This window comes from Oceanicaulis sp. (assembly GCA_040112665.1).
Classification (GTDB): Bacteria; Pseudomonadota; Alphaproteobacteria; order Caulobacterales; family Maricaulaceae; genus Oceanicaulis.
In genome coordinates, this window is record CP157796.1 from 2,268,403 (window position 1) to 2,290,635 (window position 22,233).

The window sequence follows — 22,233 nt, forward strand, 5'->3', positions numbered from 1 at the left end:
GACCGGCCTTGCGCGCCGCGGAGCCGCCGCTCCGCGGCGCCGTCGTTTTGTCTGAACGGAGCCATTCGTGAAACGCCTCCCCGCCCTCGCCATCGTCGGCCGGCCCAACGTGGGCAAGTCCACGCTGTTCAACCGGCTCGCCGGCAAACCGCTGGCGATCGTCGACGACCGGCCCGGGGTGACCCGCGACCGCCGGCAGGCGCGCGGCCGGATCGGCGATCTCGACCTGCGGCTCATCGACACCGCCGGCTATGAAGACGAGAAGACCGGCGTCGAAGCGCGCATGCGCGCCCAGACCGAAGCCGCGCTCGAAGAGGCCGATGTTTGCGTCTTCCTCATCGACGGCCGCGAAGGCGTGACCGCGCTGGACGAGCGCTTCGCCGAGGTGCTGAGAAAATCCGACAAGCCGGTGATCCTGGCGGTCAACAAGTGCGAAGGCGCCAAGGGCGACACCGGCGCGCTGGAAGCCTGGAACATGGGCCTGGGCGAACCCGTCCCGGTCTCCGCCGCGCACGGCGAGGGGATGGGCGATCTCTATGCCCGCCTCATCGCCGCGCTTGAGACCGACGGGCCCGAGCGCGCTGATGATGAAGCGGCCTCTTTTGAAGATGACGACGCCGAAACAGACGATGAAAGCGACGAAGAGGGCGCGCCGCTGCGCATCGCCGTGGTGGGCCGTCCGAACGTGGGTAAGTCCACGCTCGTCAACGCGCTTTTAGGCGAAGAGCGCCTGATCACCGGCCCTGAAGCCGGGCTCACGCGCGACGCCATCGCGGTGCAGTGGGAGTGGGAGGGGCGGCGCGTCCGGCTGCACGACACCGCCGGTCTCAGAAAGCGCGGCAAGGTCGACGACCGGCTCGAACGGATGAGCGCGGCGGACACGCTGCGCGCCATCAAGTTCGCCGAAGTCGTTCTTTTGCTTGTGGATTCAGAGCGGCCCTTCGAAAAACAGGACCTCACCATCGCCGACCGGATCGTCGAGGAGGGCCGCGGACTGATCGTTCTGATCAGCAAGTGGGACCTCGTCGAAGACAAGCAGGCCAAGCTCGCCGAACTGCGCGAGGAATTCGAACGGCTGCTGCCCCAAGTGAAGGGCGCCCCGCTGATTCCGGTCTCGGGACTCACCGAGCGGGGGCTGGACAAGATCATGCCCGCCGTCGCCGCCTTGCACCGCAACTGGTCGGCCAAGGTGAAGACGCGCGATCTCAACGACTGGCTCGCCGAGATGATCCAGCGCCACCCGCCGCCCGCGGTGGACGGCCGCCGGGTCAAGCCGCGCTACATCTCCCAGACCAAGGCGCGCCCGCCCACCTTCGTTCTGATGGCGAGCCGGGCGGCCTACCTGCCCGAAGCCTACAAGCGCTATCTGATCAACGGCATACGCGAAGCCTTCGAGCTTCCCGGCGTGCCGATCCGCCTGATCGTCAAGGGCCAGAAGAACCCGTACGCGAAGGGCTAGGCCGGCCCCTACTGCGCGCTGACGATTTCGCCGTTGCGGGTTTCTTCGGGCAGGCAGAGCTGGACGAAAACCGGCGCGATTTCATCAGGATGGGGCAGGCTCATCGGGTCTTCGCCCGGGACCGCCTTGGCGCGCATGCGGGTGCGCACCGCGCCGGGGCTGACCAGATTGGCGCGGACCTTGGTGTCGGCGAGTTCGCGCGCCCAGGACTGCACCAGATTGTCGAGCCCGGCCTTGGACGCGCCATACGCCGCCCAGTACGCCTTCGCCCGCTGCGAGCCGACCCCTGAGGTGGTGAACACCGCCCGGCCGGCGTCCGAGGCTTTCAGAAGCGCTTCGAACGCGCGGATGAAACGGGCCGGCGCCAGCAGGTTCACCGCCAGCACCTCGTTCCAGGTCTTGGCGGTGATCTGCGCAGCCGGCGTGATCACGCCGAGCACGCCGGCGTTGACCACCAGCGCGTCGAGCTTGCCCCAGCGCTTGCCGACCGCCTCGGCGAGCTTCTCGATGCCGTCGCCGCTCAGAAGATCCATCGGCACGAGCGTCGCCGTGCCGCCGGCCGCGGCGATCGCGTCGTCGAGCTCTTCGAGCGCGGCCTTGGTGCGCGCGGTCGCGATCACGTGCGCGCCGGCTTCGGCCAGTTTCAGAGCGATGGAATAGCCGAGACCGCGCGAGGCGCCGGTCACCAGCGCCACGCGGCCCTCCAGGGGCTTTGAGTTCGTCATGCGTCGACCAGGAGAGAGAGTTGGGTGTCCTTGTCGCTCATCGCGCGGTCGCGGTCGACAAGGCGGGTGGGATAATCGCCGGTGAAATAGTGGTCGGCGAGCTGCGGACGGTCAGGATTGCGCGTCTCGCCGCGCACCGCCCAGTAGAGGCCTTCGACCGAAAGGAAGCCCAGGCTGTCGGCTTCGAGCATCTCGCGCATGCGTTCGGGCTGGTGGCTTGCGGCCATCAGCTCCTCGCGCATCGGCATGTCGATGCCGTAGAAGTCCGGATGGGTGATCGGCGGACAGGCGGAGCGGAAATGCACTTCCGTGGCGCCGGCCTCGCGCACCATGCGCACGATCTTTTTCGAGGTCGTGCCGCGCACGATCGAGTCGTCGATCAGCAGCACCCGCTTGCCCTTGAGGACCGACGGGTTCGCCGAGTGCTTGCGGCGCACGCCGAGATCGCGCTTGGCCTGGGTGGGCTGGATGAAGGTCCGGCCCACGAAGTGGCTGCGGATGATCCCCAGATCGAAGGGCTTGCCGATCTCCTCGGCGTAGCCGAGCGCGGCGGCCATGCCGGAATCGGGCACAGGCACCACGACGTCGATGTCCGCCGGGGTCTCCTGCGCCAGGCGCGCGCCCATGCGCTTGCGCGCCTCATAGACGGAGATGCCGTCGATCACCGAATCCGGCCGGGCGAAATAGATGTACTCGAACGCGCAGGGCCGTGCGGGCCGCGCCGGGGCGTAGCGGCGGGTCTCGATGCCGGTGTCCGAGGCGATCACGACCTCGCCGGGCTCGATCTCGCGGATGAATTTCGCGCCGATCATGTCGAGCGCGCAGGTCTCCGAGGCGAAGATCACCGCACCTTCCAGCTCGCCCATCACCAGCGGGCGGATGCCCATCGGATCGCGCGCGCCGATCAGCTTGTCGTTGGTCATCGCCACCAGCGCGAACGCCCCCTCGACCTGGGTCAGCGCAGCGATGATGCGGTCCACCGCCTTGGTCTTCTTCGAGCGCGCGGCGAGCTGCAGGATCACTTCGGTGTCGGAGGTGGACTGGAAGATCGACCCGCCGTTCGTGAGGTCCTCGCGCAGGGCCCGCGCGTTGGTCAGATTGCCGTTATGGGCCAGCGCCACGCCGCCGCCGCGCACGTCGGCGTAGAGCGGCTGCACGTTCCTCAGAACCGTGCCGCCGGAGGTGGAATAGCGCACATGGCCGATCGCCATCGAGCCGGCCAGGCTCTTCAGCGTCTCGGGGTTCGTGAAGTGCTCGCCCACCAGGCCGAGATGGCGTTCGGAGTGGAACCGCCCCTCGTTGTAGCTGGTGATGCCGCACGCCTCCTGGCCGCGATGCTGCAGCGCGTGGAGGCCGAAGGCGCAAAGCACGGAAGCTTCCGCCGCGCCGCGCACGCCGAACACGCCGCACTCTTCCTGAGGGCGGTCGGTCGCGGCGTCGTATGTCAGGGTGGGGAGGGTCATCCGTCCTCGTCCTCGGCTGTGCGCTCGATAAGGCGACCGATCGGGTCGTCGTCAATGTCCGTGTTCGAACCGTCTGCAGCGGCGCCGTCCGCCCAGCTGCCTTCCGGCGCCAGCTGTTGCAGCAAATCCGCCGTCGCGTCGACCAGCGGGTAGATCTGCGCGTCGGTGAGCCAGGCGGGCTGGGCGCCGGGCATGGCGTTGTTGAACACCAGCACCAGAAGGCCCAGCAGGACCAGGCCGCGCACCACGCCGAAAGCGAAGCCCAGCGTGCGGTCCACGGTGGGCACGTCCTCGCCGGACTTCACGTTTTTCTGCAGCGACTGGGTGATGAAGCTGACGGCCAGATAGACCAGCACGAACACCACCGCCATCGAGATGAGATTCGCCGTGAGCGGCCCGCCGATCGCGCCCTCGAGGATCCCGGCGAAGACCGGCCGGGTCCACAGTGCGGCCAGCGCTGCGGCGACGAAAGCGGTGACGGTCAGCGCCTCGCGGACGAAGCCGCGCATCAGCGCCATCACGCCGGAGGTGAAGAGCACGAGGAGGGCGAAAAGGTCGAAGGCTGAAAACATCGCGTCCATGTCCGGTCTCCCTTTTCGCCGCCCGCCTCAGGCCTGGTCCTGGCCGAGGCGGCGGACGAGCGCCTGTACGGTGTCCACCGAGGCGACGGTCATGCCGCGCGCCTCGACGCCCGCGGGCGCGAGCGCGCGTGTAAATCCCAGTTTGAAGGCTTCTTTGAGGCGGGCGTCCGAGCGGCCCACCGGGCGCACGTCGCCGGACAGGGCGATCTCGCCGAAGCAGACCCCGTCATGGGGCAGGGGGGAATCCAGGTAGGAGGAGATCAAGGCTGCAGCCACCGCCAGGTCCGCTGCGGGTTCAGAGATTTTCAGCCCGCCTGCGACGTTCAGATAAACGTCGCGGCCGCCGAATCCAAGCCCGCATCTCGCCTCCAGCACGGCGAGCACCATGGCGAGCCGACCTGAATCCCAGCCCACGACAGCCCGGCGCGGCGTGCCGAAGGCGGCCGGGGCCACCAGCGCCTGGATTTCGGTCAGCACGGGGCGCGAGCCCTCCATCCCGGCGAAGACCGCCGCGCCCGAGGCCGCTTCGCCCCGGCCGTCCAGAAACAGGGCCGACGGGTTGGCGACTTCGGCGAGGCCTGCGTCGGCCATCTCGAACACGCCGATCTCGTCGGTCGGGCCGAAGCGGTTCTTCACCGCCCTGAGGATACGGAACTGGTGGCTGCGCTCGCCTTCGAAATAGAGCACCGCGTCGACCATGTGCTCGACCACGCGCGGCCCCGCGATCTGGCCGTCCTTGGTGACGTGGCCCACCAGGATCACCGCCGTGTTGCGCTTTTTCGCAAACCTGACGAGTTCCTGCGCGCAGGCGCGCACCTGGGCGACCGTGCCGGGCGCGGCGGCGAGCTGATCGGACCAGAGAGTCTGCACCGAATCGATCACCGCGATGTCCGGCGTCTCTTTCTTCAGACCGTCGAGAATGACCTCGAGCGAGGTTTCCGCGGCCAGCGCCACCGGCGCATCGGCGAGGCCCAGCCGGCGGGCGCGCCGGCGCACCTGATCGGCCGCCTCCTCGCCGGAGACATAGACCGCCTTGGCTCCGGCCTTGGCGAGGTTCGCGACGGCCTGCAGAAGCAGGGTGGACTTGCCGATCCCCGGATCGCCGCCGACCAGCACGGCCGAGCCTGGCACCAGCCCGCCGCCGGCCACGCGATCAAGCTCGGCGATGCCGGTCTCGAAGCGGGCGGGGTCTTCGGTCTCGCTGCCCAGATCGACCAGCTCCAGCCGCGAACGCCGGGTCTTCGCCACGGCCTTCGCCGCAGAGCCCATGGGCGCGCGCTGGTCGGTCTCCTCCTGCAGCGTGTTCCACGACCCGCACGCATCGCACCGCCCCGCCCACTTGGCGTGAACGCTGCCGCAGGACTGGCAGACATAGACGGTGTCGGAACGGGGCATGGACGGTCCTTGAGGCGCACTCGCGGGCGAAGGATAGCGGAAACGGGGCGATTCGGGGGCGCAGAGTGCGCAGACGCAGAGTGCGCAGACAAAGATGTCCTCCCCCGCGTGCGGGGGAGGTGTCCGCGAAGCGGACGGAGGGGGCGGCGCTTTCAGCTGTCTTTGGAGCTCGCCTGGGACTTCACCCCACCCCGACCCTCCCCTCAAGGGGAGGGAGGGGCGCTAGGTCTGCCAGGTCCAGCATAGCGCGTGCCATCTGGAGAAATCGGCTGCAAATGGAGCCCTCCCACCCCCCTCGGGGGAGGGCCGGGGTGGGGGGCGCGAGATGATGAGACGACGCCTTAGTCCGATTTGGCTGAAGGCTGCTGCATGAAAGGGATACGGCGGAGCGTACCATTCTCACGCCTCTTCGCTGCGCCCTTGCACGAACCGGCAGACCTCGGCGTTGTCGCAGGCGTCCACGCCGTCCAGCGGGCCGCGCCAGAGGATCTTGCCGTTTTTGATCATCGCCACGTCGTCCGCGATCATGTGCATCGAGGCCATGTCGTGGGTGATCGAGACCGCCGTGGCGCCCAGATGCTTCACCTGCCTGAGGATGAGCTTATTGATCACGTCGGCGGTGACCGGATCGAGGCCGGTGGTGGGCTCGTCGAAGAACAGGATTTTCGGCTTGCCGACGATGGCGCGGGCCAGCGCCGCGCGCTTGAGCATGCCGCCCGACAGCGAGCCGGGGCGCTTGTCGGCGTTGTCGCGATTGAGATCGACCTGATCGAGCGCTTCGAGCGCGCGCTCGCGGGCGACGTCCGGATCGCAGTGCTCGGCGTGCAGCAGTCGGAAGGCGACGTTCTTCCAGACCGGCAGGGAATCAAACAGCGCGCCGGATTGAAACAGCATCCCGATCTGGGCCACGCCGGGATCGTTTTCCTTGTTGAAGGCGACCTTGCGGCCGTCGATCAGCACCTGTCCCGCATTGGGCTTGATCAGCCCCAGAGCGGTCTTGATCGTCACCGACTTGCCGGTGCCCGATCCGCCGATGACCACCAGCGAGCGGCCCTCGTGCGCCTCGAGGTTCAGCCGGTCGAGCACGGTCTTGGTTCCGAACCGGACCGTGACGTCTTTCCAGGCGATTTTCACGCGTTCGGCCATCAGGTCACACGAAGAGCGAGGTGAGAAGGAAGTTCGCCGCGATGATCAGCACCGAGGCGGACACCATGGCGTTGGTCGCCGCCCGGCCGACGCCCTGAGCGCCGCCCTCGGCGTGAAAGCCGTGAAAACAGCCCATCAGCGTCAGCAGGAAGCCGAACACGGCCGCCTTGATGAGGCCGGAGACCACGTCCCAGCGTTCCAGGATGTCCACGGTGTTTCTGACATAGACCGTGGCGTCGAAATCAAGGCTCTGCACCGAGACGAGAAACCCGCCGAGCACGCCGATGACGTCTGCGATCGCGACCAGAAGCGGCAGCACGATCACCCCCGCGAGGATGCGCGGAGCGATCAGATAGCGCATCGGATCGGTGGACAGGGTGTGCAGCGCGTCGATCTGCTCGGTCGCGCGCATGGCGCCGATCTCAGCCGCGATGCCCGAGCTGACCCGGCCGGCGACCATGATCGCGGCGATGACGGGGCCCAGCTCGCGCACGATGCCGAGCGCGACGATGTTGGGCACGAAGCTCTCCGCGTTGAAACGAGAGCCGCCGGTGTAGATGTTCAGCGCCAGCGCCGCGCCGGTGAACAGCGCCGTCAGCCCCACCACGGGCAGGGACAGGAACCCGATCCGGAACAGCTGGGCGAGGAGCTGGCCGCCGAAATAGGGCGGACGCACCGCGGCGATGATCGCCTCCAGCGCGAAGCGGGTCACCGCGCCGGCGCTGTGCAGCAGGGCCAGAAGCCCCGCGCCTATGGCGCGGACCGGGTTCACACCCAGCCCTCGTAGGAGCGGCTGGCGCGCGAGCCCAGGCCGGTGAGGATCTCATAGGGCAGGGTGCTTGCGATCTCCGCGACGGCGTCCAGGTCCTCGCCCAGGAACACCGCAGGCGCGCCTGCGCGTGCGGCGCTTTCGCAATCGGTCACGTCCAGCACGATCAGATCCATCGATACCCGGCCCAGTATGGGCGCCTTCACCCCGTCTATGCGGGCGTATCCTGAGCCTGAGAGCGCGCGCGGCAACCCGTCCGCGTAGCCTGCGGCCACAGTCGCGGCCAGCCGTGGCCGGTCCGCCACATAGGCCGCGCCGTAGCCGACCGGATCGCCGGGCTCCAGCGCGCGCAGCTGCAGGATCGGCGCTTCGAGCCTGACGACCGGTTTCAGGCCGTGCTCTTCGCCGGGCGTCGCAGTCGCGCCGTAAAGCCCGATCCCGGGCCGGGTGAGATCGAAATGATAGGCCTCCCCCAGCCGCACGCCGCCGGTGTTCGACAGGCTGCGGCGCACGCCGGGGAATCGCGCTGAAATCTCGGCGAAAGCGTCGCGCTGGCGGGCGTTCATGTCCGTGCCGGCGTCTTCAGAGCAGGACAGATGGCTCATCACCAGGCGCAGGTCGAGCGCGTCGATCTGCGCGGCGGTGAGCGCTGCGGCGGCTTCTGGGTCGACGCCCAGCCGGTTCATCCCGGTGTCGATATGAAGCGCGCAAGGACCGGAGGGATCGGGCGCGAACTCGGCGAGATCGGCCTCGGAGTTGAGGATCGCGCCCAGCCGCTCGGCGGCGTAGAGGTTCCGTAGATCGGCGCGATAGCCGTTGAACACCCAGATCTCCGCCTCCCCGCCGCCCAGCGCGCGGCGCAGCTCCGCGCCCTCTTCGGGCGTCGCGACGAAGAACGTCCGGCAGCCTTCGCGCACCAGCCGCCTGGCGACCGCCGCCGCGCCGAGCCCGTAGGCCTGCGCCTTGACCACTGCTGCGGTCTCCGCGCCGGGCGCGTTGCGCGCCAGGCTCTGATAATTGGCGGCGAGATTGTCGAGATCGATCACCAGGCGCGGGGAGATGCGCGGGTCGGGCGTGAAGGCGTCGGTCATGAAATCCTTCGCTGAGGCGGCGTCGGGCCAGATATGGCCCATTCGAGCCCGTTCGTCGCCCCCTGCGGGCTGTTTGACGCCCGGCCGCGAAGAAAAGTTCGTCCTCGATTGAACCGGATCGGCGGCGCAGCGCACCTTGATACCGTAACCGAGCCGGAGCGAACCCTTGGCGGATCGACATCTCGACCGGGCGCTTGACGCCTATCTCGCCGCCGCAGCGCGCGCCGGCGACCAGACCGCGCAGCGCGATCTGGTCAAACGCTGGCAGCCGCGCCTGAGCGCCCACGCCTGGCGTCTGCTGGGCGAGGCCGACGCTGCGCGCGACGTGGTGCAGGAGGCCTGGGCGCGCATCGTGCCGGGGCTGGGCCGTCTTAAGGACGACTACGCCTTTCCCGCCTTCGCCTACCAGATCGTCACCCGCTGCTGCGCCGCCGCGATCGCTGACAAGCGGCGGCGGCGGGCGCTGGGCGAGGCGGTCGCCGCCGAGCCTGAACCCGAGACCGCCGACCCTGACCGGGCGGCCGATCTCGACCGGACGCGCCGCGCCGTCGCTGCGCTTCCGGCCGATCAGCGCGCCGCGATCGCGCTGTTTCATTTCGAAGGATTGAGCGTGGCGGAGACCGCCGCCGCGCTCGACGTGCCGGCGGGCACGATCAAGACCCGCCTCATGCACGCGCGGCTGAAGCTGCGCGCGATGCTTCAAGGAGGAGCAGATGAGTAACAACCTCGACCGCATGATCGACCGGGCGCTGGAAGAAGAGCGCCGCGCGCCAGAAAGCGTGTTCGGCCACGAGCCGGGCCATTTCGAAGTCGGCCTGTCGCTGTTCAAGGGACCGCGCGGCTGGGTCCATCTGATCATGATGGCGGCGCAGACCCTGATGTTTGTCGCGGGCGTCTTTTTCGCCTGGCGCTTCTTTCAGGCCGGCGATCCGCTGACCGCGCTCAAGACCGGCCTGCCGGCCGCGACGCTTCTGATCCTGTCGCTGATCACGAAGACCGCGCTGACGCCGTTCATGGCGGAAAACCGGCTGCTTCTGGAGATGCGGCGGCTGGAGCTTCGCGTCGAACGGCTGCGGGCTGAGCTGGGGCGCGGAGAGGGGGCGTGATGCGCGGCGCGTTCCGCTTCGCAGGATGGCTGGCCGCAGCCGGCGCGCTCGCCGATCTCGCCGCGCTGGGCTGGCTGCTCGCCGCGGGACTGGCCTTCGAGGCGCCGCTCGCCAGGTTTCTGGCGAGCGGGCCGTCGATGCTCGACGCGGCCGGCGCCGGGCTGTCTTTGATCCTGCCCGAGCCTGTGTGGCGCGAGGTCGCCGGCTGGCCGGCGGGGCCGCTCTTCGCCTGCCGCGCCGCAGGGCTCGCCGCGCTTGCGCTGGTGCTGCTGACCGCTACTCGTAGCCGCTCTGCTGATAGCTGAGATCGAGATCGGAGAACTTGGTGCGTTCGGGATCGAAGGCGACCTTCACCGAGCCGATGGGACCGTGGCGTTGCTTGCCGATGATGACGTCGGCCTGGTTCCTGATCTCGCGCATCTCGTCTTCCCATTTGAGATGCTCTTCGGTGCCTTCCTTCGGCTCCAGGCGCTCCAGGTAATAGCTTTCGCGGTAGACGAACATGACCACGTCGGCGTCCTGCTCGATCGAGCCTGATTCCCGGAGGTCGGAGAGCTGGGGCTTCTTGTCGTCGCGCTGTTCGACCTGGCGGGAGAGCTGGGACAGGGCGATGACCGGAACGTTGAGCTCCTTGGCCAGCGATTTCAGCGCCTGGGTGACTTCGGAGATCTCCTGCACCCGGCTGTCGGACTTGCCCGAGCCGGTGACCAGCTGCAGGTAGTCGACCACGATGCAGTCGAGGCCCTTCTGGCGCTTCAGGCGCCGCGCGCGGGCGGTCAGCGCGCCGATCGAGATGCCGCCGGTGTCGTCGATATAAAGCGGGATCTGATTGATCTCGGCGACCGCGTCGCGGATGTCCTCGAACTGGGCCGCGTCGATCTTGCCCTGGCGGATGTGATAGCTCGAAATGCCTGAATAGTCGGCGATCAGACGGGTGGCGAGCTGCTCTCGGCTCATCTCCAGCGAGAAGAAGGCGACCACGCCGCCGTCCACCGTCTTGCGGACCCCGTCAGAACTTTCCTCGGCGCGATAGGCCTTGGCGACGGAGAAGGCGATGTTGGTCGCGAGCGAGGTCTTACCCATGGAGGGGCGGCCCGCCAGAATGATCAGGTCTGACCGGTGCAGGCCGCCGAGCTTGGCGTCCAGCGTCTTCAGGCCGGTCGAAATGCCCGAAAGGCCGCTGCCGCGCTGATAGGCGGCCGAGGCCATGGCGACGGATTCCTCCAGCGCCTCGTGGAAGGGACGCAGGGTTTTCTGCGTGCCGCCGGTCTCGGCCAGCGCGAACAGGGCGCGCTCGGTGTTTTCCAGCACTGCGGTGGCCGGGATTCCGTCCACCGAACCGATAGCGTTATGGGCGACTTCCTCGCCGAACCTGATGAGCTGGCGGCGCAGGGCGAGATCGTAGATCAGCCGGCCGTATTCCGCGGCGGAAGAGGATTCCGGCGCCTCGCGCATCAGGTCGGCCAGGTAAACCGGCCCGCCGATCTCGGCCATGCCGGGATCGCGCTCGAACTTGCTTTTGAGGACCACCGCATCGGCCAGCGAGCCGCCGATGATCAGCTGGGCGGCCGCCTCGTAGATGCGGCCGTGCAGGGGATCGTAGAAATGGTCGGGCTTCAGCCAGTCGCCGACGCGCTGATAGACCTCGTTGTCGAACAGCATCGCGCCGAGCAGCGCCTGCTCGGCCTCGATATTGTGCGGCGGGGCGTGCGGATCGGTCTCGGCGTCAGGGCCGGAGTCGTGAAGGGGATCGGCTGTCATGGGGCTGTGCTTAGCAGAGCCGTGACGGCGAATGCAGACTTGAATTCCGTGAGCGCTGAGTTTCGCGTTTCCACAGGTGGATGTGGAAAACCCCGAAGCGCCTTCAGCCGCCGCGATCTAGCCCGCAGAGGCGAAGCGGCGGCTGAGGCGAGGGCGATTCGCGAGGCTGTGGAAAAACAGCCGCGCTCAGTTTTTCAGACGGATCCGGCCGGCCTCATAAAGGCTCCGGCAGTCGGTCGCGTCCTTGAAGCGATGGTCGTCATTAAGCGTGATACCGAGCCATTCGTCGTCGCCGGTGAAGCGCGTGTCGTCGCACTCGCCGTCATTCGCCCAGGTGCTCGTGTCGTCACCGAAATTGATGCCGCCGTCGTCGTCCGCACCCAGGGCGGTGCGCACATACTCCGGATAGTTGCCGGCGATATTTGCGAAGACGGTGAAGTTCAGCGTCAGGTTCTCGAAGGTCTGACCGTGATCGAGGATGAGATAGCGCGTGACGTACACCGCGCCGTCGCTTCTTACAGCCGAGATCGCGGCGTAGCGAACGGAGAACCCGTTGACGACGTCAAGCGAGGGCGGCGAATCGAACTGCGCAATGAGATTCATTCCGGTGCAATCGCCGTCCGTGCAGCTCGTCCCAAAGGCGGTCGCGTTAAGCCCGTCGGGCGTCCGGAACTGCACGGTGGGCAGGGCGGCGTCGCCGCCTACGACCTCGTAGCCGGCCGCTTCGACCAGCCGTTCCATGTCGGCGTGCCGGACGCTGGTCAGAAGTTCCTGCGCCTGGGCGGCCGTAGCGGCGCCGGCTGCAAGCGCGGCGGCTAGAACGCCGGATTTGATTAAGTACGACATGCGTGGGACCCCCAGAAAATGGATGCAGGATCAGTACACTGCGCCCATCACACTGGATAATGCAAATTCCCCGCGACGCCGGTTATGAAGGCCCCGGCGGCCTGCCGAGCGCCAGTCGCATCCGGTGGTTTTCCATCGCCACGCCGTTCGGGCGAACGGTCTGCGTGGCGATCAGCGTCCAGCCGCGCTTTTCGAAGAAGCGGCGCGCGATATGGCTCGCCTGCACGGTGAGCGTTTCAAGCCCGCGCCGACGCGCCTCCGCGATGACCCCGTCATACAGGCGGCCCGCTAGGCCGTCGCCCTTCCGGTCCGGCCTGACATAGGCGAAGTCGATCTCGCCCTTAGCGGTCAGCGTGAAGAATCCGGCCGGGCCTGCCGCATCCTGGGCCATGACGATCCACTGCCCTCTCAGCCGCTCGGCCATCTCCGCTGCACTCCGTGGCGCAGGTGACCATGCGGCCTGCTGTTCCGGCGTGTAGGCGCCGGCGGCGCCCTCGTGCACGGCGTGGTGAAGCAGCGCGGCGAGCGCGGCCATGTCGCCGCAATGGGCGGTGCGGATCGTGTCGGTCATGGAGCGTGTCTCCCCATAACGAAAACGGGCGGCTCCAAGGAGCCGCCCGCGATCGTCGTCACGCGATGAAAAGCGGCTTACGCCTGCTCTTCGTCCTCGGACGCTTCTTCGCCTTCGGCGTCTTCGCCGCCTTCGAGGAGCTCTTCGGGCTCCTGGCCGGCTTCGAACAGGGCCGCAGCCTGGGCTTCGGCCAGGGCGCGGTCTTCCTCGGCGGCGGACTGGATGACGTCCTCGCCTTTGGCCTGACGCTCGGCTTCGTCCTCGGTGCGCGCGACGTTGATCGTCACGATGACGTCGACGTCGGGGTGCAGGACGAGGCGAACCTCGTGCAGGCCGAGGGTCTTGATGGCCACGTTGAGGTCGACCATGCCGCGGGTGACCGTCAGCTGGTCCGAGCTCGCCGCCTCGGCGATGTCGCGGGTGGACACCGAGCCGTAAAGCTGGCCGCTTTCGGACGCCTGACGGATCAGCACGAACTGCGCGCCGTCCAGGTGCGCGCCCTGCTGGCGGGCTTTCTCGGCACGCTCTTCGTTGAGCTTTTCGAGCGCTTCGCGCTCACGCTCGAAGCGGGCCATGTTGGCTTCGGTCGCGCGCAGCGCCTTGGCTTGCGGCAGAAGGAAGTTGCGGGCGTAGCCCGGCTTCACGTCCACCACGTCGCCGATGCCGCCGAGCTTGTCGACGCGTTCGATGAGAACGACTTGCATGGGTCTTCCTCCTTAATCGACCGCGTAGGGCAGCAGGGCGAGCACGCGGGCGCGCTTGATGGCGCGGGCGAGTTCACGCTGCTTCTTGGCGGAAACGGCGGTGATGCGCGACGGCACGATCTTGCCGCGCTCGGACATGTAGCGCTGAAGCAGCTTCACGTCCTTGTAGTCGATCTTCGGCGCGTTCTCGCCGGAGAACGGGCACACCTTGCGCCGGCGCTGGAAGGCGCGGCGGGCGGGAATGTTGGAAATCGAAAGGTCGGCCATGTCGTCCTCCTAGCGCCGGTCGCCACGGTCGCCGCGATCGCCACGATCGGGGCGGTCGCCGCGGTCGCGACGCTTGCGGTCGTCGCCCTTTTTCAGGATCGCGCTGGGCTCTTCGGTCAGCTCGTCCACCTTCACCGTCATGTGACGCATGACGTCGTCGGCGTATTTCTGCTTGTAATCGAGGGCCTCGAGGACGGCGTTGTCCGCCTCCATGTCCAGATAGCCGTAATGGCCTTTCCGGTTCTTGCTGACCCGGTAGGCGAGCGTGCGCAGACCCCAGTACTCGGTCTTGTTCACCTTGCCGCCTTTTTCCTCGACGAGGGCTTTGAGCTCCTCGATCGCAGATTCCATCTGCGCCGGAGACACGTCCGGACGCGCGATGAACACGTGCTCGTACTTGTTCATTAGACTTTTCGTCCCTTCGGTTAGGGCTGCGGCGCTGACGGTTCGAAGGGCCGGACCGCCCGCGTCGGTTCCCTCGATCCCCGCCCGGCCAAAGCCGGAACGGACCACGGACGAGGGACCGCAGCCGGTGAAGGCGCGGGCTATACGCCAAAGGGGCGGGCGGGGCAAGGCTGTACAACGTGCTGGGCGCCTCGCATCATAGCCTCATCGACACGTGCGCGAGAGGGGACGACATGACGGACTGGCCCGCTATTCCCTATGACCGGTTTCGCGCCACCGGCGCGTCGCTGCACATGTGGCTGCAGATCGCCGGCAAGCTTCGCCTCGCCATGGCGCCTTGGCTCAATCATTCCTGGCATGCGACGTTTTATGTGAACGCCCGCGGCCTGAGCAGCGGGTTCATACCCGGGGCCGGGCGCGGCCATGAAGTCGTGTTCGACTTTGTCGATCATCGTCTTGAAGTCCTGTCCACCCATGGCGAACGCAGCGGGTTCAAGCTCGCGCCGATGAGCGTCGCCGACTTCCGCGAGCGATTTATCGACGCCATCGAGCCTCATTGCGGTTCGGTCGACATGCATGGGGCGCCGAACGAGGTGCCGGACGCGACGCCGTTCGCAGAGCAGACCGAAATGGGCGCGTACGATCCGGCCGCGGCGCACGACTTCTGGCTGGCGCTCACACGGATCGCGCCCGTGTTCGAGACGTTCAGATCCGGCTTCTTGGGCAAGTCGAGCCCGGTGCATCTGTTCTGGGGGAGCCTCGATCTTGCTGTAACGCGCTTTTCGGGGCGGCGTGCGCCGCTCCATCCTGGCGGATTTCCGGCCTTGCCCGATGCGGTGACGCAAGAAGCCTATTCGCACGAGGTGAGCTCAGCCGGTTTCTGGGCGGGCGGGGGCGGGCTCGATGAGGCGGCGTTCTACGCCTACGCCTACCCGACGCCGGACGGGTTCAGGAACGCTGAGGTGGCGCCGGAGGCCGCCTATTGGCTCGATGCGCTCGGAGAGTTCGTACTGCCCTATGAAGCGGTGCGGTCGGCCCCCGACCCGGAGGCGGCGTTGCTGGCGTTTCTCACCTCGACCTATGCAGCAGCCGCCGATCTGGGCGCATGGGGCCGGGCGGCGCTCGAATGCCCCATGGGGATCCCGCGCACGCCGCGTCCGATTTCGTGAGAAAGACCGCTTTGGTGAGCCGGCGGCTGTCCGGCGCTTGGCGGGCAGACAAGGAGCAACCGTGATCGAGGGTGTTCAGGGCTATGACGCGGTCGGAGCAGACCGCCTCGCGGCGTGGGACGCCGTGCCGGTGGAGGCCGCGCCTGAGCCCGCCCTTGCGATGCTTTCCGGCCCTGCGGGCCAGGCGCTCGATATCGGGGCGGGCAGCGGACGGGTGAGCGCCTGGCTCGCGGCGCGGGGCTGGCGCGTGGACGCCGTCGAGCCGATGGCGGCGTTTCGCGCCCACGCCGAGGCGGCCCATCGCTCCGACGCGATCCGCTGGATCGACGGCGGCCTGCCTGATCTCGCCGGGCTCGACGCCGGCACCTATCAGCTCGCGGTCTGCTTCGCCGTGCTCGCGCATCTCGATGCAGACGCGCGCACCGCCTCGCTCGCTCGTATCGGCGGATTGCTTGCGCCCGGCGGCCGGCTCGTCGTCTCCTTGCGGATCGGCGACGGGCCGAAAGGCCGCCGTCATTATCCGATCGACGCCGAGGACTTCGCCGCCGCCGCTGCTGAGGCGGGCCTTGAGCGTGTCTTCCAGACCGAAGCGGACTCCCTGCAGGCGGAGAACCGGCGCTCGGGCGTGCGCTGGCTGTGGTTCGGCTTCACGCGCTGAGCCCCGCCTTGCCAGCCTCGCCCGCCCCGGTCTATCCCGCACCGGACAGACCAACGATCAGGGAGGCGCGCGCATGACGCTCGCATTCACGTTTCCGGGGCAGGGCAGTCAGGCCGTCGGGATGGGCAAGCCGCTGGCGGACGCCTTCGCCGGCGCGCGCGCGGTCTTCGACGAGGTCGACGACGCGCTGGGCCAGAAACTCTTCCAGCTGATGCAGGAGGGCCCGTCTGAGGAGCTGACCCTGACCGAGAACGCCCAGCCGGCGATCATGGCGGTCTCGGTGGCTGCGATGCGGGTGCTCAAGGACGAGTTCGGCGTGGACGTGACGGCGGCGAAATTCGTCGCCGGCCATTCACTGGGCGAATATTCCGCCCTGTGCGCTGCGGGCGCGCTGTCGCTGACCGACACCGCGAAGCTTCTGAAGCTGCGCGGCCAGTCGATGCAGAAAGCCGTCCCGGCCGGCGACGGCGCGATGGCCGCGCTGCTGGGCGCGGACATGGAGACCGCTGAAAAGGCCGTCGCCGCCGGGGGCCGCGAAGGCGTCATCTCCATCGCCAACGACAACGCCCCCGGTCAGATCGTGATCTCCGGCGCCAGGCCCGCTGTCGAGGCCGCGCTTGAAGCGGCCAAGGCCGAGGGGGTGAGGAAGGCGATGATGCTGCCTGTCAGCGCGCCCTTCCACTGCCCGCTCATGCTGCCCGCCGCCGACGTGATGGCCGAAGCTCTGGAAAAGGCCGACTTCAAGGATCCGGCCGTTCCGGTGGTGACCAACGTCTCCGCGTCCGCCGTCTCCGACGCCGGCACGCTCAGAAAACAGCTCGTCGAGCAGGTCACCGGCCGCGTGCGCTGGCGCGAGAGCGTCGACTACATGCACGGCGAGGGCGTCACCCGCTTCGCCGAGGCCGGCGCGAAGGTGCTCGTCACCATGCTCAAGCGTCACATCAAGGAGGCGGAGGGGATCGCGCTGGTCGAGCCGTCCGACCTCGAAGCCTTCGCCGCGACTGTCAAAGGATGACCGCCATGTTCGATCTCACCGGCAAGAAAGCCCTCGTCACCGGCGCGACCGGCGGTCTGGGCTCTGAAATCGCCCGCAAGCTGCACGCCGCAGGCGCGATCGTGGCCCTGTCGGGCACGCGCGAAGAAAAGCTCGAGGCGCTCGCCTCCGAGCTGGGCGAGCGGGCCCATGTCTGCCCGGCGAATCTATCCGACGCACAAGCCGTCGACGCGCTGCCCAAACAGGCGGGCGAGGCGATGGACGGGCTCGACATCCTCATCTCGAACGCCGGGATCACGCGAGACCAGCTTCTCATGCGGATGAAGGACGAAGACTGGGAGACCGTCATCAAGGTCAACCTCGAAGCCCACTACAGACTCTCCAAGGCCTGCTTGCGCGGGATGATGAAGCAGCGCTACGGCCGCATCATCGGCATCACCTCGGTGGTCGGGGTCACCGGAAATCCGGGCCAGACCAACTACGCCGCGTCGAAAGCCGGCATGATCGGCTTCACCAAGGCGCTGGCCCAGGAAGTCGCCTCGCGCGGGGTCACGGCCAACTGCGTGGCGCCGGGCTTCATCGAATCGCCGATGACCGACGCGCTCAACGAAGATCAGAAAAAGCTGATTCTCGGCACCATCCCTGCGGGCAAGCTGGGGACCGGCGCGGACATCGCGGCGGCCTGCGTCTATCTCGCTAGTGAAGAAGCCGGTTACGTGACGGGCCAGACCTTGCACGTGAACGGCGGCATGGCGATGATCTAGCCTCTGAAATCGCGGGCTGAACGCCGCGACTTGCCAGACGGGGGCCTGCTGGCGTACCTGCGGTGAGCGTGTTATCAGCCCGCACCACCCTCTCGGGGGCGCGAGCGTCCTCGACGCCATTCGATTACTCAGCCGCGGGCGCCGACACGGCCGGCCGCAAGACATTGGAAAAGGGTCCCACATGTCCGACGTTTTTGAGCGCGTGAAAAAGATCGTCGTCGAACACCTCGACGTCGAAGAAGACAAGGTCACCGAAAAGGCCTCCTTCATCGACGATCTGGGCGCCGACTCCCTCGACAACGTCGAGCTCGTCATGGCCTTCGAAGAAGAGTTCGACATCGAGATCCCCGACGACGCCGCCGAGCACATCCAGACCGTCGGCGACGCGGTGAAGTTCATTTCCGAAAAGCAGGGCTAAGGCCGGCCGCATGACCAAGCGCCGCGTCGTCGTCACCGGGCTCGGGCTCGTCACCCCGCTCGGCTGCGGAACCGACCATGTCTGGCAGCGCCTGATCGCAGGCGAGTCCGGGCTGGGCCGCATCGAGCATTTCGACGTGTCCGACCTGTCCAGCCATGTCGCCGGGATCGTCCCGCGCGTGGACGGGCGGAACGGCGGCGGCGCGGACGTCGCGGGGTCTTTCGACCCCGACGCGGTCATGCCCGCCCGCGAACGCAAGCGCATCGACGAGTTCATACTCTACGCGGTCGCGGCCGCGGACGAGGCGCTTGCGAGCTCGGGTTGGGAAGCGAAAAACGAAGACGAGAAGAACCGCGCCGGGGTCCTGATCGGATCGGGCATCGGCGGTCTTCAGACCATCTACGACGCTTCGGTCACCCTGCACGAGCGGGGTCCGCGCAAGCTGTCTCCGTTCGTCATCCCCGCCATGCTGATCAACCTCGCCTCTGGGCAGGTCTCGATCCGGCACGGTCTGAAGGGGCCGAACCACTCGGTCGTCACAGCCTGTTCGACCGGCGCGCACGCCATCGGCGACGCCGCCCGTCTGATCGCGTACGGCGATGCGGACATGATGGTCGCCGGCGGCGCGGAAAGCGCGATCACCCGCCTGGGATACGGCGGATTCGGCGCGGCCCGCGCGCTGTCCACCGATTTCAACGACAACCCCAAAGCGGCCTCGCGTCCCTGGGACAAGGACCGTGACGGCTTCGTCATGGGCGAAGGGGCCGGGGTCGTCATCCTCGAGGAATACGAGGCGGCCAAGGCCCGCGGCGCGACGATCTACGCCGAGGTGAAGGGCTACGGCCTGTCCGGCGACGCCTACCACATCACCGCTCCGGCCGACGACGGCGACGGCGGCTTCCGGGCGATGACCGCAGCGCTCAAGAGCGCCGGGCTCAGCCCCGCCGACATCGGCTATGTCAACGCGCACGGCACCTCCACGCCCAAGGGCGACGAGATCGAGCTGGGCGCGGTGGAACGGCTGTTCGGCGACGCGGCGAAGGATCTGGTCATGAGCTCGACCAAGAGCTCGATCGGCCATCTGCTCGGCGCGGCCGGCGCGGTCGAGGCGGTGTTCTCGATCCTGGCGATGGTGCGCGGCGTCTGTCCGCCCACGCTCAATCTGGACAATCCGTCGGTCGAGACCGTGATCAATCTCGCCCCGCATAAGGCCGTCGAGAAATCGTGCGACGCCGTTTTGTCGAACTCGTTCGGCTTCGGCGGCACGAACGCGTCGGTGGTGTTCGCCCGCGTCTGACGGGCCGCAGAAGGAGCCTCCGCATGGACGGCGACTCCGCAGACAAGACCGAAAAGAAAAAGCCCGGCGCTCTGGCGCGCGTTTTCGCGTGGCTGGCTGGCACGGCGATCGCGCTCGTCATCATCGCCGGCGCTCTTGCCTGGGGCGGCTGGACCTGGCTCGAAACGAAGTTCGAGGAGCCCGGCCCCGCTGGCGAGAACGAGACCGTCCAGCTGCCGCGCGGCTCGGGGCTCATCTCGATCGCCAACCAGCTCGAGCACGAGGGCCTCGTCTCCGACGCGCGCATCTTCCGGCTGATGGTGACGATCGACGGCGGGGACCGCGATCTCAAGGCGGGCGAATTCGCCATTCCGCCGGGCGCCTCGATGGCCGAGATCTACGAAATTTTGCGGGACGGCCAGACGATCCAGTACCCGATCACCATCGCCGAAGGGCTGACCAGCGCCATGGCGGTGCGCATCGTGGAAGCGTCCGAGTTTCTGACCGGCGAGATCACAGACCCGCCCGCCGAAGGCGAGCTTCTGCCCGAGACCTACATGGTCGACCGGGGAACCGACCGGCAGGCGCTGATTGACCGGATGGAAGCGGCCCAGGACGCGCTCATCGCCGAGCTGTGGCCGCAGCGCGCCGAGCAGCTGCCCTACAACACCCCCGAGGAAGCGATCATCATCGCCTCCATCGTGGAGAAGGAGACCGGCGTGGCCGAGGAGCGGCCGCTCGTCGCTGCAGTGTTCTTGAACAGGATGCGCCGCGGGATGATGCTGCAGTCCGACCCGACGATCATCTACGGGGTCAGCGGCGGCGAGCCGCTGGGCCGGGGCATCTACCGTTCCGAACTCGACGACGCGGACAACCCCTACAACACGTATCACTTTGTGGGCCTGACCCCGACGCCGATCGCCAATCCCGGCGAAGCGTCGATCCGCGCGGTGCTTAACCCGGTGCAGAGCGATTATCTGTTCTTCGTCGCGGACGGCACGGGCGGGCATGTCTTCGCCGAGACCTACGCCGAGCATAACCGCAACGTGGCCGCCTGGCGCCGGATAGAGCGCCAGCGCCGCCAGGCGGGGAACTAGGCCGTGGCCGCGCCGCTGTCGGGCATGACCGGATTCGCCCGCGCCGTTCGCACCGGCGCGTTTGGCGCGGTGACGATCGAGGCGCGCAGCGTCAACGGCAAGGGGCTGGACGTCCGCCTGCGCGCGCCGTCCGGGCTCGACGCGCTGGAGACGGCGATCCGCGAGATGGTCAAAGCGCGCTTTTCACGCGGTTCGGTCTCGATTTCGGTCAGCGTCGATCCGCCCGAGGGCGGCGCGGGCGTCTCCATCGACACCGCACGGCTGGAAGCTTACGCCCAGGCCGCCAAGGCGCTCGCCGACAAGGGTCTCGCAGCGCCCGCCACCGCCGGCGAGCTTCTGGCGATGAAGGGCGTGGTCCAGACCGAAGACCTCGAAGTCGATCCCGAAGCGCTCGCCGCCGCTGCGACCGAAGCCGCCGCCGAAGCGCTCGCCGGGCTTCAGGCCGCGCGCGAGGAGGAGGGCGCGGCGCTCGCGAGCGTGCTTGAGGAGCATCTGTCCGAGATCGAGGCGCTGCGCGAGGAAGCGGCTGCGAACGCCGCCGCACGCCCCGAAGCGATCCGCGACCGCATCAAGGCGAAGTTCGACGAGCTTCTGCCCGACGGCCTTGATCCCGACCGCCTCGCCCAGGAGGCCGCCGCGCTCGCGGTGAAGGCTGACGTGCGCGAGGAGCTCGACCGTCTGAGCGCCCATATCGACAGCGCCCGCGCGCTGATCGCCGGCGGCAGCCCCGCCGGCCGCAAGCTCGATTTCCTGTCCCAGGAATTCAACCGGGAAGCCAACACCCTGTGCTCGAAGGCGGCCGATCCAGCGCTCACGCGCGCCGGGCTCGCCATGAAGGCGGCCGTCGACCGGCTGCGCGAGCAGGTCCAGAACGTGGAGTAGTCATGAGTTCGGATCTCACCGGACCAGTGTTCCGCGGCCAGCGCCGCGGCCTGATGTATGTTCTGTCCAGCCCTTCCGGGGCGGGCAAGACGACGCTGTCCAAGCGCCTCATCTCGCTCAATCCCGACCTCGTGCTGTCGGTCTCGGCGACGACGCGCAGGCCGCGTCCCGGCGAGCAGGACGGCGTGGACTACCACTTCCTTGATGAGAAGACCTTCCTGGCTCGCGCCGAGGCCGGCGAGTTCTACGAATGGGCGAAGGTGTTCGACCACTATTACGGCACGCCGAAAGCGCCGGTCGAAGAAGCGCTCGACGACGGACGGGACGTGGTCTTCGACATCGACTGGCAGGGCGCGCGGCTTCTGGCAGAGCACAGCCCGGCCGACGTCGTGCGCGTCTTCATCCTGCCGCCTTCGATCAAGCTTCTGCGCGAGCGACTGAAGAAGCGCGCGCAGGATTCCGAGGACATCATCGAGGGCCGCATGGCCCGGGCGAAAGCCGAGATCGAGCACTGGTCGGAATACGAATACGTCGTGATCAACGACGATTTCTCCCGCGCGCTCGAGAAGCTCGGCGAGATCCTGCACGCCGAGCGCCTCAAGCGAGTCCGCCATCCCTGGCTCGAAGGCTTCGTCGAAGCGTTGATGGGCGAATAGGGCGGAACGGAACGTGCGCTGAGGCGTCGG

At 67.8% G+C, this 22,233-nt stretch carries 25 protein-coding genes and 1 pseudogene; 13 read left to right on the plus strand and 13 right to left on the minus strand.

Annotated features, from left to right (window positions below; genetic code table 11):
• Positions 1 to 67: 67 nt before the first annotated feature.
• Positions 68 to 1,456, plus strand: a pseudogene (gene der, locus ABL308_11100) (ribosome biogenesis GTPase Der).
• 11 nt (positions 1,457 to 1,467) lie between these two features.
• On the opposite strand, the gene ABL308_11105 reads toward der, so the two are convergent.
• The 7 genes from ABL308_11105 to alr form a co-directional block, all read right to left on the minus strand.
• Positions 1,468 to 2,154: an SDR family NAD(P)-dependent oxidoreductase gene (locus tag ABL308_11105; protein XBQ15500.1), complete on the minus strand. Its 687-nt coding sequence runs from the start codon at positions 2,152 to 2,154 to the stop codon at positions 1,468 to 1,470.
• 26 nt (positions 2,155 to 2,180) lie between these two features.
• Entirely contained in the window at positions 2,181 to 3,647 is a 1,467-nt protein-coding gene (gene purF / locus ABL308_11110) for an amidophosphoribosyltransferase (protein ID XBQ15501.1), read from the minus strand.
• A complete protein-coding gene (locus tag ABL308_11115; GenBank protein ID XBQ15502.1) occupies positions 3,644 to 4,228 on the minus strand; it encodes a CvpA family protein in 585 nt (194 codons plus the stop codon). Before ABL308_11115 ends, purF begins: the two co-directional genes overlap by 4 nt.
• Before the next feature lie 27 nt (positions 4,229 to 4,255).
• Positions 4,256 to 5,623, minus strand: a complete 1,368-nt coding sequence (radA, locus tag ABL308_11120) for a DNA repair protein RadA (GenBank protein ID XBQ15503.1) — start codon at positions 5,621 to 5,623, stop codon at positions 4,256 to 4,258.
• 399 nt (positions 5,624 to 6,022) lie between these two features.
• Positions 6,023 to 6,769 (minus strand): ATP-binding cassette domain-containing protein, encoded by a 747-nt coding sequence (locus tag ABL308_11125; GenBank protein ID XBQ15504.1) that lies wholly within the window; start codon positions 6,767 to 6,769, stop codon positions 6,023 to 6,025.
• A 4-nt stretch (positions 6,770 to 6,773) separates the two neighbouring features.
• Positions 6,774 to 7,541, minus strand: a complete 768-nt coding sequence (locus ABL308_11130) for an ABC transporter permease (protein XBQ15505.1) — start codon at positions 7,539 to 7,541, stop codon at positions 6,774 to 6,776.
• Complete coding sequence (gene alr / locus ABL308_11135; protein ID XBQ15506.1) at positions 7,538 to 8,629, minus strand: alanine racemase; 1,092 nt, start codon at positions 8,627 to 8,629, stop codon at positions 7,538 to 7,540. The genes ABL308_11130 and alr overlap by 4 nt, the downstream gene beginning before the upstream one ends.
• A 166-nt stretch (positions 8,630 to 8,795) precedes the next feature.
• On the opposite strand from alr, the gene ABL308_11140 reads away from it, so the two are divergent.
• From ABL308_11140 to ABL308_11150, 3 genes are read left to right on the plus strand one after another with little or no spacing between them, the layout of a single operon-like run.
• Positions 8,796 to 9,350 (plus strand): RNA polymerase sigma factor, encoded by a 555-nt coding sequence (locus ABL308_11140; protein ID XBQ15507.1) that lies wholly within the window; start codon positions 8,796 to 8,798, stop codon positions 9,348 to 9,350.
• The gene (locus ABL308_11145) at positions 9,343 to 9,735 is read left to right on the plus strand and encodes a DUF6768 family protein (protein XBQ15508.1); all 393 of its coding nucleotides are present in this window, start codon (positions 9,343 to 9,345) and stop codon (positions 9,733 to 9,735) included. Before ABL308_11140 ends, ABL308_11145 begins: the two co-directional genes overlap by 8 nt.
• Entirely contained in the window at positions 9,735 to 10,040 is a 306-nt protein-coding gene (locus tag ABL308_11150) for a hypothetical protein (GenBank protein XBQ15509.1), read from the plus strand. Before ABL308_11145 ends, ABL308_11150 begins: the two co-directional genes overlap by 1 nt.
• On the opposite strand, the gene ABL308_11155 is transcribed toward ABL308_11150, so the two are convergent.
• The 6 genes from ABL308_11155 to rpsF form a co-directional block, all read right to left on the minus strand.
• Positions 10,012 to 11,496 (minus strand): replicative DNA helicase, encoded by a 1,485-nt coding sequence (locus ABL308_11155; protein XBQ15510.1) that lies wholly within the window; start codon positions 11,494 to 11,496, stop codon positions 10,012 to 10,014. The genes ABL308_11150 and ABL308_11155 overlap by 29 nt on opposite strands.
• Before the next feature lie 186 nt (positions 11,497 to 11,682).
• Positions 11,683 to 12,342: a hypothetical protein gene (locus ABL308_11160; protein ID XBQ15511.1), complete on the minus strand. Its 660-nt coding sequence runs from the start codon at positions 12,340 to 12,342 to the stop codon at positions 11,683 to 11,685.
• 82 nt (positions 12,343 to 12,424) lie between these two features.
• A complete protein-coding gene (locus ABL308_11165; protein ID XBQ15512.1) occupies positions 12,425 to 12,913 on the minus strand; it encodes a GNAT family N-acetyltransferase in 489 nt (162 codons plus the stop codon).
• Positions 12,914 to 12,990: 77 nt separating this feature from the next.
• The gene (rplI, locus tag ABL308_11170) at positions 12,991 to 13,617 is read right to left on the minus strand and encodes a 50S ribosomal protein L9 (protein XBQ15513.1); all 627 of its coding nucleotides are present in this window, start codon (positions 13,615 to 13,617) and stop codon (positions 12,991 to 12,993) included.
• 12 nt (positions 13,618 to 13,629) lie between these two features.
• A complete protein-coding gene (gene rpsR / locus ABL308_11175) occupies positions 13,630 to 13,884 on the minus strand; it encodes a 30S ribosomal protein S18 (protein XBQ15514.1) in 255 nt (84 codons plus the stop codon).
• A gap of 9 nt (positions 13,885 to 13,893) precedes the next feature.
• Positions 13,894 to 14,289, minus strand: a complete 396-nt coding sequence (rpsF, locus tag ABL308_11180) for a 30S ribosomal protein S6 (protein ID XBQ15515.1) — start codon at positions 14,287 to 14,289, stop codon at positions 13,894 to 13,896.
• A gap of 233 nt (positions 14,290 to 14,522) precedes the next feature.
• Between rpsF and ABL308_11185 the strand changes: the two genes are divergently transcribed.
• From ABL308_11185 to gmk, 9 genes are all read left to right on the plus strand, one after another.
• Positions 14,523 to 15,458, plus strand: coding sequence for a DUF5996 family protein (locus ABL308_11185; GenBank protein XBQ15516.1), 936 nt, complete (start codon positions 14,523 to 14,525; stop codon positions 15,456 to 15,458).
• A 61-nt stretch (positions 15,459 to 15,519) separates the two neighbouring features.
• Positions 15,520 to 16,116 carry a class I SAM-dependent methyltransferase gene (locus ABL308_11190; protein ID XBQ15517.1) on the plus strand — a complete coding sequence of 199 codons (597 nt, stop codon included), beginning with the start codon at positions 15,520 to 15,522 and terminating at the stop codon, positions 16,114 to 16,116.
• Between the two features lie 73 nt (positions 16,117 to 16,189).
• Positions 16,190 to 17,131, plus strand: a complete 942-nt coding sequence (fabD, locus tag ABL308_11195) for an ACP S-malonyltransferase (protein ID XBQ15518.1) — start codon at positions 16,190 to 16,192, stop codon at positions 17,129 to 17,131.
• A 5-nt stretch (positions 17,132 to 17,136) separates the two neighbouring features.
• On the plus strand, positions 17,137 to 17,874 hold the full coding sequence (fabG, locus tag ABL308_11200; GenBank protein XBQ15519.1) for a 3-oxoacyl-[acyl-carrier-protein] reductase: 738 nt from the start codon (positions 17,137 to 17,139) through the stop codon (positions 17,872 to 17,874).
• 181 nt (positions 17,875 to 18,055) lie between these two features.
• Complete coding sequence (locus ABL308_11205) at positions 18,056 to 18,292, plus strand: acyl carrier protein (GenBank protein XBQ15520.1); 237 nt, start codon at positions 18,056 to 18,058, stop codon at positions 18,290 to 18,292.
• Between the two features lie 10 nt (positions 18,293 to 18,302).
• A complete protein-coding gene (gene fabF / locus ABL308_11210) occupies positions 18,303 to 19,589 on the plus strand; it encodes a beta-ketoacyl-ACP synthase II (protein XBQ15521.1) in 1,287 nt (428 codons plus the stop codon).
• Positions 19,590 to 19,612: 23 nt separating this feature from the next.
• On the plus strand, positions 19,613 to 20,665 hold the full coding sequence (mltG, locus tag ABL308_11215; GenBank protein ID XBQ15522.1) for an endolytic transglycosylase MltG: 1,053 nt from the start codon (positions 19,613 to 19,615) through the stop codon (positions 20,663 to 20,665).
• A 3-nt stretch (positions 20,666 to 20,668) separates the two neighbouring features.
• Positions 20,669 to 21,547, plus strand: coding sequence for a YicC/YloC family endoribonuclease (locus tag ABL308_11220; protein XBQ15523.1), 879 nt, complete (start codon positions 20,669 to 20,671; stop codon positions 21,545 to 21,547).
• Between the two features lie 2 nt (positions 21,548 to 21,549).
• Entirely contained in the window at positions 21,550 to 22,203 is a 654-nt protein-coding gene (gene gmk, locus ABL308_11225) for a guanylate kinase (GenBank protein XBQ15524.1), read from the plus strand.
• The last annotated feature ends 30 nt before the right edge of the window (positions 22,204 to 22,233 follow it).

Excerpts from the sequence above, each read along its gene's own strand:
- rpsF (XBQ15515.1), bottom strand. The coding sequence starts at position 14,289 with ATGAACAAGTACGAGCACGTGTTCATCGCGCGTCCGGACGTGTCTCCG.
- ABL308_11185 (XBQ15516.1), top strand. The coding sequence starts at position 14,523 with ATGACGGACTGGCCCGCTATTCCCTATGACCGGTTTCGCGCCACCGGC.
- rplI (XBQ15513.1), bottom strand. The coding sequence starts at position 13,617 with ATGCAAGTCGTTCTCATCGAACGCGTCGACAAGCTCGGCGGCATCGGC.
- fabG (XBQ15519.1), top strand. The coding sequence starts at position 17,137 with ATGTTCGATCTCACCGGCAAGAAAGCCCTCGTCACCGGCGCGACCGGC.
- ABL308_11150 (XBQ15509.1), top strand. The coding sequence starts at position 9,735 with ATGCGCGGCGCGTTCCGCTTCGCAGGATGGCTGGCCGCAGCCGGCGCG.
- mltG (XBQ15522.1), top strand. The coding sequence starts at position 19,613 with ATGGACGGCGACTCCGCAGACAAGACCGAAAAGAAAAAGCCCGGCGCT.
- purF (XBQ15501.1), bottom strand. The coding sequence starts at position 3,647 with ATGACCCTCCCCACCCTGACATACGACGCCGCGACCGACCGCCCTCAG.
- alr (XBQ15506.1), bottom strand. The coding sequence starts at position 8,629 with ATGACCGACGCCTTCACGCCCGACCCGCGCATCTCCCCGCGCCTGGTG.
- ABL308_11205 (XBQ15520.1), top strand. The coding sequence starts at position 18,056 with ATGTCCGACGTTTTTGAGCGCGTGAAAAAGATCGTCGTCGAACACCTC.
- fabD (XBQ15518.1), top strand. The coding sequence starts at position 16,190 with ATGACGCTCGCATTCACGTTTCCGGGGCAGGGCAGTCAGGCCGTCGGG.
- ABL308_11125 (XBQ15504.1), bottom strand. The coding sequence starts at position 6,769 with ATGGCCGAACGCGTGAAAATCGCCTGGAAAGACGTCACGGTCCGGTTC.
- ABL308_11145 (XBQ15508.1), top strand. The coding sequence starts at position 9,343 with ATGAGTAACAACCTCGACCGCATGATCGACCGGGCGCTGGAAGAAGAG.
- ABL308_11115 (XBQ15502.1), bottom strand. The coding sequence starts at position 4,228 with ATGGACGCGATGTTTTCAGCCTTCGACCTTTTCGCCCTCCTCGTGCTC.
- fabF (XBQ15521.1), top strand. The coding sequence starts at position 18,303 with ATGACCAAGCGCCGCGTCGTCGTCACCGGGCTCGGGCTCGTCACCCCG.
- rpsR (XBQ15514.1), bottom strand. The coding sequence starts at position 13,884 with ATGGCCGACCTTTCGATTTCCAACATTCCCGCCCGCCGCGCCTTCCAG.
- ABL308_11160 (XBQ15511.1), bottom strand. The coding sequence starts at position 12,342 with ATGTCGTACTTAATCAAATCCGGCGTTCTAGCCGCCGCGCTTGCAGCC.
- ABL308_11165 (XBQ15512.1), bottom strand. The coding sequence starts at position 12,913 with ATGACCGACACGATCCGCACCGCCCATTGCGGCGACATGGCCGCGCTC.
- radA (XBQ15503.1), bottom strand. The coding sequence starts at position 5,623 with ATGCCCCGTTCCGACACCGTCTATGTCTGCCAGTCCTGCGGCAGCGTT.
- gmk (XBQ15524.1), top strand. The coding sequence starts at position 21,550 with ATGAGTTCGGATCTCACCGGACCAGTGTTCCGCGGCCAGCGCCGCGGC.
- ABL308_11155 (XBQ15510.1), bottom strand. The coding sequence starts at position 11,496 with ATGACAGCCGATCCCCTTCACGACTCCGGCCCTGACGCCGAGACCGAT.